Annotated in this window: 12 protein-coding genes and 1 other RNA gene; 7 read left to right on the top strand and 6 right to left on the bottom strand. The window is 69.4% G+C overall.

The window, feature by feature from the left end; translation table 11 throughout:
- From ACM2XV_RS08885 to ACM2XV_RS08875, 3 genes are all read right to left on the bottom strand, one after another.
- Positions 1–410, bottom strand: a 410-nt coding sequence (locus ACM2XV_RS08885; protein WP_487026671.1) for a universal stress protein, incomplete at its 3' end; no start/stop codon positions are given.
- A 151-nt stretch (positions 411–561) separates the two neighbouring features.
- Positions 562–1,083: a dihydrofolate reductase gene (locus ACM2XV_RS08880; RefSeq protein ID WP_487026670.1), complete on the bottom strand. Its 522-nt coding sequence runs from the start codon at positions 1,081–1,083 to the stop codon at positions 562–564.
- Entirely contained in the window at positions 1,080–1,841 is a 762-nt protein-coding gene (locus ACM2XV_RS08875; RefSeq protein WP_344778412.1) for a thymidylate synthase, read from the bottom strand. Before ACM2XV_RS08875 ends, ACM2XV_RS08880 begins: the two co-directional genes overlap by 4 nt.
- Before the next feature lie 169 nt (positions 1,842–2,010).
- Here ACM2XV_RS08875 and ACM2XV_RS08870 point away from each other — a divergent pair, with 169 nt between their 5' ends.
- The 4 genes from ACM2XV_RS08870 to rnpB all read left to right on the top strand — a co-directional run bounded on the left by ACM2XV_RS08870 (position 2,011) and on the right by rnpB (position 4,818).
- Complete coding sequence (locus tag ACM2XV_RS08870) at positions 2,011–2,808, top strand: hypothetical protein (RefSeq protein ID WP_487026669.1); 798 nt, start codon at positions 2,011–2,013, stop codon at positions 2,806–2,808.
- 10 nt (positions 2,809–2,818) lie between these two features.
- On the top strand, positions 2,819–3,637 hold the full coding sequence (locus tag ACM2XV_RS08865; protein WP_487026668.1) for a Nif3-like dinuclear metal center hexameric protein: 819 nt from the start codon (positions 2,819–2,821) through the stop codon (positions 3,635–3,637).
- Between the two features lie 26 nt (positions 3,638–3,663).
- On the top strand, positions 3,664–4,392 hold the full coding sequence (locus tag ACM2XV_RS08860) for a zinc ribbon domain-containing protein (RefSeq protein WP_487026667.1): 729 nt from the start codon (positions 3,664–3,666) through the stop codon (positions 4,390–4,392).
- 29 nt (positions 4,393–4,421) lie between these two features.
- Positions 4,422–4,818: RNase P RNA component class A (rnpB, locus tag ACM2XV_RS08855), an RNA gene on the top strand.
- 36 nt (positions 4,819–4,854) lie between these two features.
- Here the strand turns inward: rnpB and ppgK are convergent.
- Positions 4,855–5,646, bottom strand: a complete 792-nt coding sequence (ppgK, locus tag ACM2XV_RS08850; RefSeq protein WP_487026666.1) for a polyphosphate--glucose phosphotransferase — start codon at positions 5,644–5,646, stop codon at positions 4,855–4,857.
- A 34-nt stretch (positions 5,647–5,680) separates the two neighbouring features.
- Positions 5,681–6,547 (bottom strand): type I methionyl aminopeptidase, encoded by an 867-nt coding sequence (gene map, locus ACM2XV_RS08845; protein WP_487026665.1) that lies wholly within the window; start codon positions 6,545–6,547, stop codon positions 5,681–5,683.
- A 12-nt stretch (positions 6,548–6,559) separates the two neighbouring features.
- Between map and ACM2XV_RS08840 the strand changes: the two genes are divergently transcribed.
- Positions 6,560–6,760 (top strand): SPOR domain-containing protein, encoded by a 201-nt coding sequence (locus ACM2XV_RS08840; protein WP_344777649.1) that lies wholly within the window; start codon positions 6,560–6,562, stop codon positions 6,758–6,760.
- Here ACM2XV_RS08840 and panB read toward each other — a convergent pair whose 3' ends face one another.
- The gene (gene panB, locus ACM2XV_RS08835) at positions 6,761–7,594 is read right to left on the bottom strand and encodes a 3-methyl-2-oxobutanoate hydroxymethyltransferase (RefSeq protein WP_344778414.1); all 834 of its coding nucleotides are present in this window, start codon (positions 7,592–7,594) and stop codon (positions 6,761–6,763) included. It abuts the gene before it with no gap.
- 92 nt (positions 7,595–7,686) lie between these two features.
- On the opposite strand from panB, the gene glnA reads away from it, so the two are divergent.
- Both glnA and ACM2XV_RS08825 read left to right on the top strand, forming a co-directional pair.
- Entirely contained in the window at positions 7,687–9,024 is a 1,338-nt protein-coding gene (gene glnA / locus ACM2XV_RS08830; RefSeq protein ID WP_344777651.1) for a type I glutamate--ammonia ligase, read from the top strand.
- A gap of 21 nt (positions 9,025–9,045) precedes the next feature.
- Positions 9,046–10,500 (top strand): [protein-PII] uridylyltransferase family protein (locus tag ACM2XV_RS08825; protein ID WP_487026664.1); only part of this gene is annotated, 1,455 nt, incomplete at its 3' end.

Below are 10,500 nucleotides of genomic sequence, written 5' to 3'. Positions count from 1 at the left end.
GCGACGGGCCCTTTCGCGCGCGCCGCGAGCCGCGCACCGAACGAGAACGCGTAGCGCAGCGAGAGACCGCGCCGTCGGTCGGTGCCGACGACCACGAGCCTTTCGGGGCTGGTGAGCCCGGCGAGAACCTGCGGCGGGTCGCCTTCCACGAGCCGCGTCGAGACGGTGATCGAGGGGTGCTTCGCCCGCACGCCGTCGGCGACGGCGGCCGCATCGCTCTCGATCTTCGCGCGCGTCTCGTCGTCGTAACTCTTCTTCGCATCGAGCACCGTCAGCAAGGTGAGGGGAGCAGCGAGCCGGTCGATGCGCTGCAGCACCCACTCCAGTGCCGCATCGGCGGACTCGGCGGGCTTCCAGCCCAGAACGACCTCATCGACCTCGTAAACGCGCTTCCCCGCAGCATCGGACATGTCGTCACTCAACCGCCGTGCGCCGATCTCGTCAAGGTGTCTGAGATACTGGGGACATGGTCGAAGCAGTGCTCTGGTCCGTCGTCGGTGTCATCGCCCTGGCCGGGGTCGTCATCGGCATCGCCGCCGCGGTGTCCCTCGGTTCCTCCGCCTACCGCAAGTAGCTGACGAAGCGGTAGCGCAGCCCCTCGGGGCTCATGCTCCAGCCCGATTCGGGCTCGGCGGATGCCTGCCGCCACTGTTCCCCGACCGGGGGCGCGAATGCGTCGCCCGGCGCATCGAGATCGATCTCGGTGACCTCCAAGCGATCCGCCCGCTCGATCATCTGCGCGTAGAGCTGAGCGCCGCCGATGCACCACGCCTGTTTGGCGGGGTCGGCGGCGGCGAGAGCCTCGTCGACGGAGTGCACGACGCGGGCGCCCTGCGCCTCGAACCCGCGGCTGTGGGTCACGACGATGTTGTCGCGGCCGGGCAGCGGGCGCACGCGCTCGGGCAGGGACTCCCACGTCTTGCGGCCCATGATGACCGTGCCGCCCATGGTGAGCTGTTTGAAGCGCCGCTGCTCGCCGGGTATGTGCCACGGGATGTCGCCATCGCCGCCGATCACGCCCGTCGTCGTCTGCGCCCAGATCACGGCGAGCGGCGCGGCTGCGCCGGCTGCCGCCCGGGTCACACTGCGACCGCGGCGCGGATCGCCGGGTGGTGCTGGTAGTCGACGACCTCGAAGTCCTCGTAGCTGTAGTCGAAGATCGAGTCCGGCTTCCGGTTCAGCTTCAGGGTGGGGTACGGGAACGGGTCACGGCGCAGCTGCTCGGTGACCTGCTCGACGTGGTTGTCGTAGATGTGGCAATCACCGCCCGTCCAGACGAAATCGCCGAGCTCGAGACCCGTCTGCTGCGCAACCATGTGCGTGAGCAGGGCGTAGCTCGCGATGTTGAACGGCACCCCGAGGAAGAGGTCGGCACTGCGCTGATAGAGCTGGCAGCTGAGCTTCCCGTCGGCGACGTAGAACTGGAACAGCGCGTGGCACGGCATGAGCGCCATCTGATCCAGCTCGGCGACGTTCCACGCGCTCACGATGATGCGGCGCGAGTCCGGGTTGGTCTTCAGCTGCTCGATCACCTGTGCGATCTGGTCGATGTGGCGACCATCGGGGGTCGGCCAGGACCGCCACTGCACGCCGTACACGGGGCCGAGCTCGCCTGAGGCATCCGCCCACTCGTCCCAGATGGTGACTCCGTTGTCGCGCAGCCACTGCACATTGCTCTCGCCGCGCAGGAACCAGAGCAGCTCATAGGCGATGGACTTGAAGTGCACGCGCTTGGTGGTGATCAGGGGGAAGCCCTGCGCGAGATCGAAGCGCAGCTGGCGACCGAACACACTGCGGGTGCCGGTGCCGGTGCGATCGCTCTTGCGGGCCCCGGTCGCCATGACGTCGCGGAGCAGGTCTTCGTACGGAGTCTCGATCAGCGCGCTCACGACACCCAGGGTACGGCGCGGAGCGCCAGGTCGGTCACCGTGCGCACGCCGGGACGCTCGGGTCGCTCGGAGGCCGTGCCGATAGGCTGGTCACGTGCAAAAAGGCGGCAACGGGGACGGCGTGTCGCACTCCGGCGACAGCGACATGGACGACGACGCCCTCGCCGCCGCCATGGAGCGCCACTTCGCCCCCTTCGCGTCCGGCGATCGCAGCGTGCCGGTGCCGATCCCGCATGACGCCCCGGACGAGGACGCAGAACTCGACGTCGAGACCGACGCACCGCCGGAATCCGACGACCCCGAGGTCACCGCCATCACCCGCAGGCTCGATCGCACGGGCGACACCCTCGGCGCGATCACCGAGCTCGAGCATCTTCTGATCGAGCGCACCGGGCAGATCCCCGTCGTGACGCCCGAGCTGCTCGCAGCCCACGCCGCGCGCCTCGCCGCGGCCGAACCGCCCGCGAGCGATGGCGAGGAAGCCGGTGCGGATGCCATCGACTGGTCGATCCGCACCGAACCGCCGCTCGACCCAGCACCCGGTTTCAGCGAGTGGGTCGACCCGCAGGCCACCGCGGCCGCGTTCGACCCGCAGCCGGCCGTCGAGTTCACGGATGTCTCGACGAAGGTGTTCGCCGTCTTCTCGGCCGACCGCGCCGAGGCGGACCGGCCCGCGCCACAGCCCGACACAGCATCCGCCCCCGAGATCGCGCCGACGCCGACAGCCGCCGAGGACGACGATCTCGAGGGCATCGACGACCTTGCGCCCGAAGCTGCACCCGTGCCGCCAAGCGTTCCCGTTGCATCGCCGATCGCGGCGACGCCGGAGGCGGAGGAGTCGGCTGAGCCCGAGCCCGAGCCCGAGCCCGAGCAGGAGCCGCCGCGCCGACGCCGGCTCTGGCCCTTCGGCCGCCGGTAGGCTGGCAGGCATGCCGTACGCCCTCTCCGACGTGCTCGCCGTCACCGAGCGGCTCTGGCCCTCGGCGGGCGCCGAGAGCTGGGACGCCCCGGGCCTCGTGACCGGTGAGCCGCACCAGAGCGTCTCGTCGATCCACCTCGTGGTCGATGCCGTCGCCGACTCGCTCGATGAGGCGATCGCGGCCGGCGCCGACCTCGTCATCGCGCACCACCCCCTGCTGCTGTTCGGCGTCAAGTCCGTCGCCGAGACGCATTACAAGGGGGCCGTGCTTGCGAAGCTGATCCGCTCGGAGACGGCTCTGCTGTCCGCCCACACCAACGCCGATGTGGTCGCCGAGGGGACGAGCGCCGTTCTCGCTGCGGGGCTCGGCCTGACCGGCCTCCGCCCCATCTCGCCAACCGGCGCCGAGGGCAACGGCATCGGCCGCGTGGGCGCCCTCCCGGAGGCAGTGACCCTGGGCCGGCTCGCGCGCATGGTCGCTGAGCTGCTGCCGCCCACTGCGGGCGGCGTGCGCGTCGCCGGGGCGTTCGACGAGCCGGTGCAGACGGTCGCGGTGTGCGGAGGCGCGGGGGACTCCCTGCTGTCCGATCCCGCCGTGCGCGCCGCCGACGTGTACCTCACGGCCGACCTGAGACATCACCCGGCCTCTGAGGCCCGCGAGCAGCACCGGCTCGGCTTCGGCCCTGCGCTCATCGACGTGTCGCACTGGGCCAGCGAGTGGCTGTGGCTCGAAACGGCCGCCGCGCAGCTGCGCGAGGCTCTGCCCGAGGCATCCGTCACCGTCAGCGAGGTCCGCACGGACCCGTGGGACTTCGCCATCGTGCAGTAGAGACCCTGCCGTAGAGAAAGAGATAGATGAAAGCATCGCCCGCGCACCAGAAGGAGCTGCTGCGGCTTCAAGAGCACGACAATCGACTCACGCGCGTCGCGCACGGCCTGAAGAACCTGCCGCAGAACAAGCAGCTCGACGAGCTCAAGCCCCAGGCAGAGCAGCTGCGGGCGCGCCTCGTCGAGGCGACCGGCCGGCTCGAAGACGCCAAGGCCGAGCAGCAGCGGCTGGAATCCGACGTCGCGCTGGTGCAGCAGCGGCTCGATCGCGACACCGCCCGGCTGCAGGCGTCGAGCTCCGCGAAGGACATCGAGGGCCTCGAGGCCGAGATCACCTCGCTGCAGCGCCGTCGCACGACGCTCGAAGATGCCGAGCTCGAGGTCATGGAGCGCGCGGAGGCGGCAGAGCTCGAGCTCGCCGGCATCCGCGCCGAGCAGGAGCAGCTCGCGGCATCCGTCGATTCTCTGACCGCTGCCCGCGATGCCGAGATCGCGCGCCTCGAGCGCGAGCGCAGCGATGCGCAGGCAGATCGCATGGTCGTCGCGCAGGGGACTCCGCAGGAGCTGCTCGACCTCTACGAGCGCCAGCGTGCGCGCTACGGCGTCGGCGCGGCCGCCGTGCGCGGGGGAGTCAACCTCGGCACGAACCTGACGCTCGCCCCGAGCGACCTCTCGGCGGTGCGAGCCGCAGCGCCCGACGAGGTCCTCATCGACAGCGACTCGGGTGCCATCCTGATCAGAGACGAGAACTCGTAGATCGCACCCCGGTAAACTCGGGGCAGGAATGGGTCGGCAAGACGGTCGCGTCGGCTCCGGTGCTCGCACCGGGGCTGCCGAGGAACGTCCGGGCTCCGCAGAGCAGGGCGGTGGGTAACACCCACCCGGGGCAACCCGCGAGACAGTGCCACAGAGAACAGACCGCCGCGTGAGCCGGCCTTCGGGCCGAGCCTCGCGGTAAGGGTGAAACGGTGGGGTAAGAGCCCACCAGCGACCGGGGTGACCCGGCCGGCTCGGCAAACCTCGCCCGGAGCAAGGTCAGACAGGGGACCATGAGGCTGCTCGTCTCGTCCCCGGGTAGACCGCTGGAGCGGCACGGCAACGTGTCGCCGAGAGAGATGGCCGTCCAGGGCTTCGCTTGATCGCAGGCCTGAACAGAACCCGGCGTATCAGCCGGCCCATTCCCCGCATCGCGCCGGCGTCACCGGCAAGCTGCAGCGGCTACGGCTTCGCCTTCGCCGCAAGCGCCGCCGCGCCGAGGATGCCCGCGTTGTTGAGGAACTGCGCGGGGATCATCTCGGTGCGGATGTCGACGAAGTGGCCCCATTCGTCGAAGTGCTTGCTGACGCCGCCGCCCACGATGAACAGGTCGGGGGAGAAGAGCTTCTCGAGAGCCTGGTAGTACTTCGTGAGGCGCTTGCCCCACTTCTCCCACGAGAGATCCTCGCGCTCCTTGGCTGAGAAAGCGGCCTTCTTCTCGGCGTCGTGGCCGTCGAGCTCGATGTGCCCGAGCTCGGTGTTCGGCACGAGGAATCCGTCGACGATCAGCGCCGAGCCGATGCCGGTGCCCAGCGTCGTGAGCATGACGACGCCCTTACGGCCCTTCGCGGCGCCGTATTCGGTCTCTGCGAACCCTGCGGCGTCGGCGTCGTTGACGAACAGGATCGGGCGGCCGAGCCCCTGCTCGAAGAACTTCTCGGCCTCGAATCCGATCCACTTCTTCGAGACGTTGGCTGCCGACATCGTCCTGCCGTGCTGCACGACGGCGGGGAAGTCGATGCCGATCGGCAGGTGTGGGTCCGCGTCGAGCTGCTCGAGCACCTTCTTGGTGGTTTCGGCGATGTCGTCGGGCTTGCCGCCCTCAGGCGTCGGCAGCTTCACGCGCGGGCTGATCAGCGCGCCCGACGCGAGATCGACGACTCCGCCCTTGATGCCGGTGCCACCGATGTCGATGCCGATCGCCGCCGTGGTGCCAGAGGTGGCCGAGATGACTGAGCTCGCCTGGGTCGTCATGGCGACAGGCTATCGCGAGGCCCGGCCGCGGCCGCTAGGGAAGGGTGAGCACCTCTGCGCCGCGCTCGGTCACGACCAGCGTGTGCTCGAACTGGGCGGTGAGCGACTTGTCGCGGGTCGTGACCGTCCAGTCGTCGTCCCACATGTCCCACGCGATCCCGCCGAGCGTCAGCATCGGCTCGATGGTGAAGACCATCCCCGGTTCCATGACGTCGTCATAGAGAGGCGCCGAGTCGTAGTGGGGGATGATCAGCCCCGAATGGAACGAACGGCCCACGCCGTGCCCCGTGAAGTCGCGCACGACACCGTAGCCGAAGCGCTTGGCGTACGCCTCGATGGCGCGGCCGATCACGTTCACCTGGCGCCCAGGCGCGACCGCCTTGATGCCGCGGTTGAGCGCCTCGCGAGTGCGCTCGACGAGGTCGACGGCCTCCTGCTCCGCCTCGCCCACCACAAAAGTCTGGTTGCTGTCGCCGTGGTAGCCGTTCTTGAACGCCGTGATGTCGATGTTCACGATGTCGCCCTCTTCGAGCACCGTGTCGTCGGGGATGCCGTGACAGATCACCTCGTTGATCGACGAGCACAGCGACTTGGGGTAGCCGCGGTAGCCGAGCGTCGAGGGATAGGCGTCGTGGGCGACGAGGAACTCGTGACCGATGCGGTCGAGCTCGTCGGTGGTGACGCCCGGCACCGCGTGCCGGCCGACCACCTCGATCGCCTGCGCGGCGATGCGCCCCGCCTCCCTGATGAGCGCGACCTCGTCGGGCGTGTAGAGGTCGCCCTGCGTGTTCTTGGCAGGGTTCGGCTTTCCGACGTATTCCGGGCGGGGGATGCCTGACGGCACGCTCAGACGCGGCGAGACGCGTCCAGGGATCAGGTGTCCGGCGGAATCCTTGGGCATACGATCAAGCTTATGAGCGATGAAGCGGTGCCCGACCTCGAGCACAAGTGGTGGTACAACGACAAGACCGGTGCCGTCGAGCAGGGCTTCGTCTCGCCCGCTCTGCAGCGCATCGGCCCGTTCAACTCGCGCGAAGAGGCTCAGAACGCGCTGGAGAAGCTGCGTGAGAACAGCGCAAAGTGGGCCGAGGAAGACGCCGCTGAGGACCGCTGATCAGTAGCTGTTCTCAGGCCCCGGGTACTCGCCGTTCTCGACGTCTGCCTTCCACGTGGCCGCCGCGTCACGCAGCGTCTGCCCGATCTGGGCGTACTGCTTGACGAACTTCGGGATGCGACCCTGGGTGAGTCCCGCCCAATCCGTCCACACGAGCAACTGGCCGTCGCAATGCGGCCCCGCCCCGACGCTGATGGTCGGGATCGACAGCGCGGCGGTGACCTTGGCTGCGGCATCCGCCGGCACCATCTCGAGCACGACCGCGAACGCGCCCGCCTCTTCGATCGCCTTGGCGTCGGCGAGCAGCTGCTCCTCGCCGGAACCGCGGCCCTGGATGACGTGGCCACCCAACTGGTGCTCGCTCTGCGGAGTGAAGCCGATGTGCGCCATGACCGGAATGCCGGCATCCACGATGTGTCGGATCTGGTCAGCCGAGCGGACGCCGCCTTCCAGCTTCACCGCGTGCGCGCCGGTCTCCTTCATCATGCGGATCGCCGTGTGCACCGCGTCGCGCGTATTGGCCTCGTATGACCCGAACGGCATATCGGCGATCACGAAGGCCCGCTTGGCAGCACCGGCCACCGCGCGCACGAGCGGGATGAGCTCGTCGACGGTCACGGGCAGCGTGGTCTCGTAGCCGAAGACGTTGTTGCCCGCGGAGTCGCCGACGAGCAGGAAGTCGATGCCCGCCTCGTCGAAGATGCGCGCGGTGAGCTGGTCGTAGCTCGTGAGCCCGGTGATCTTGATGCCGCTCTTCTTGGCATTGAGGAAGTGCCGAGTGCGCACGCGCTTGAGGTTCTGCGGGGCCCCGCCATAGGGCGCTTCTTCGCGCATGGCGGACGACGCGGAGTTCTCCTGTGTCATGGCGTCAGTCTAGGGACCACCATCCACTAGCCTGATGACGGAAGGGAAGGGGCCCAATGTCCATGGACAAGCAGCGGGACTTCGTTCTGCGCACCATCGAGGAGCGCGGCGTCAAGTTCGTCCGCCTCTGGTTCACCGACGTCGTCGGCACTCTGAAGTCGGTCGCGCTCGCGCCGGCCGAGGTTGAGGGCGCGTTCACCGAAGGCCTGGGTTTCGACGGTTCCGCGATCGAGGGGCTGACGCGTGCGTACGAATCCGATCTGCTCGCCCACCCCGACCCCACGACGTTCCAGATCCTGCCCTGGCGGGGTGAGATCGACCCCACGGCACGCATGTTCTGCGACATCACGACGCCCGATGGCGAGCCGGCCGTGGCCGACCCGCGCAACGTGCTGAAGCGCACGCTCGAGAAGGCGGCCGAGGCGGGCTTCACCTTCTACACGCACCCCGAGATCGAGTTCTATCTGCTCAAGTCGGCCCGCTTCGGCGAAGGGGGTCCTGAACCCGTCGACGCCGCCGGCTACTTCGACAACGTCCCGGGCGGAACGGCCCACGACTTCCGCCGCCGTGCGGTGCGCATGCTCGAGGACCTCGGGATCTCGGTCGAGTTCAGCCACCACGAGGCGGGCCCCGGCCAGAACGAGATCGACCTGCGCTACGCCGACGCGCTCACCATGGCCGACAACATCATGACCTTCCGCACGGTCGTGAAAGAGGTCGCCATCGAGCAGGGCGTCTACGCGACGTTCATGCCGAAGCCACTCGCCGGCCACCCCGGCAGCGGCATGCACACGCACATGTCTCTCTTCGAGGGCGACGCGAACGCATTCTTCGAGGCGGGCTCGCAGTACCAGCTGTCGAAGACCGCACGGAAGTTCATCGCCGGCCTGCTGCGCCACGCGCCCGAGATCAGCGCCGTCACGAACCAGTTCGTCAACTCGTACAAGCGCCTATGGTCGGGCGACGAGGCGCCGAGCTACGTCAGCTGGGGGCACAACAACCGCTCGGCGCTGGTGCGCGTGCCGCTGTACAAGCCGAACAAGGGCCAGAGCGCGCGCGTCGAGTACCGCGCGATCGACTCGGCGGCGAACCCGTACCTCGCGTACTCGCTGCTGCTGGCCGCGGGGCTCAAGGGTGTGCAGGAGGACTACGAGCTGCCGCCCGAGGCCACCGAGGATGTCTGGTCGCTCACCGATGCCGAGCGGAACGCCCTCGGCTACGAGGCGCTGCCATCGAATCTCGAGGCGGCGATCCGCCTGATGGAGGGCTCCGAGCTCGTGGCCGAGACACTCGGCGAGCAGGTCTTCGAGAACGTGCTGCGCAACAAGCGGCAGGAGTGGGTCGGCTACCGCGCCCAGGTCACTCCGTGGGAGCTGCGCACCAACCTCGAACTGCTCTAGACCCGTCGGGCACCTGACCGCATGCGCGTTCCCGAGCCGCTGTCGCTGACCGCGCTCGCGCGCGCCGGGTTCACCGAGCTCTCGGCGGCGCGCGAGCGTCTCATCGAGCTTCCCGAACTGGTCGGCGTGCCGGCCGAGGCGACGCTGGCGCTGTTCCGGCGCGTCGCGGACCCTGACGCGGCCCTCGATCGCCTGATCGCGCTGGCACGAAGAGCTCCTGACCATGTGCACGCGCACGTCTCCGACCCGGCCCGTGCCGTGCGCGTCGCACGCGTCGTCGGAGCTAGCGAGGGGCTCTTCGACTTCCTGATGCGCCACCCGGCAGAGCTCGACGCCCTGGACGCCCCCGTGCGCACGCTGCCCGAGCCCGCGGAGCTTCGCCGCGACCTGCTCGAGTCCGTCGGAGCCGATGGCCAGGCATCCGCGCCCATCGCCGCGCTCACCGAGGAGGAGGGCTGGTCGGCGTTCCGCCGCCGCTATCGTCGGCGCCTGCTGCAGATCGCGAGTTTCGACCTGGAGCAGCCCGACCCCGTCGCCGGACTCGACGCGGTGGCTGCCTGCCTCTCCGACCTCGCGGCCGCCGCGATCGAGGCATCGCTCGCGGTCGCGCGCGCCAGCGCGATCGGCGCGGGCCCCGGCAGGTTCCCGCTCGAGCAGGTCGAAGCGACACGGCTCGCCGTGATCGGCATGGGCAAGGCGGGCGCGCGCGAGCTCAACTATGTGAGCGACGTCGACGTGATCTTCGTCTCGGAGGGCTCGGTGGAGGTCGCGACCCGTCTCGCGGTGCTCACCATGAGGGGCACGGATGCCCCGGCGATCGAACCCGGCCTGTGGCAGCTCGACGCGAACCTGCGCCCCGAGGGCAAGGACGGGGTGCTCGTGCGCTCCCTCGAGTCGCACCTCGCGTACTACGACCGCTGGGCCAAGACGTGGGAGTTCCAGGCGCTGCTCAAGGCGCGGCCGCTCGCGGGCGATCTCACGCTGGGGGAGCGCTACGTCTCCGCGCTGTCGCCTCAGGTATGGCGGAGCGCTGAGCGCGACGGCTTCGTCGAATCGGTGCAGCGCATGCGCGAGCGCGTCGTCGAGCACATCGTGCCCGAGGACGTCGACTGGGAGCTCAAGCTCGGCCCGGGCGGCCTGCGCGACATCGAGTTCACGGTGCAGCTGCTCGAGCTGGTGCACGGGCACGTCGACGCATCCGTCCGCGAGTCCGCCACCCTGCCCGCCCTCGCCGCGCTCGTCGCTGGCGGCTACGTCGGCCGCGGCGCGGGCGCGGAATTCGGCGCCGACTACCGCACCCTGCGCCTCATCGAGCACCGCGTGCAGCTCACTCGCCTGCGGCGCACGCACCTGATGCCACGCGACGAGGGTGCCCAGCGCATTCTCGCCCGCTCGACGGGCCTCGCGCCGAGCGCGGCCGGACTCGTCGAGCGGTGGGCCGACATCAAGCGCCGGGTGCGGGGCCTGCACGAGCAG

This window comes from Gryllotalpicola sp. CP2-P1, assembly GCF_057512245.1.
Note: the sequence above shows the minus strand (reverse complement) of the source record. Positions and strands in the feature narration are given on the sequence as shown.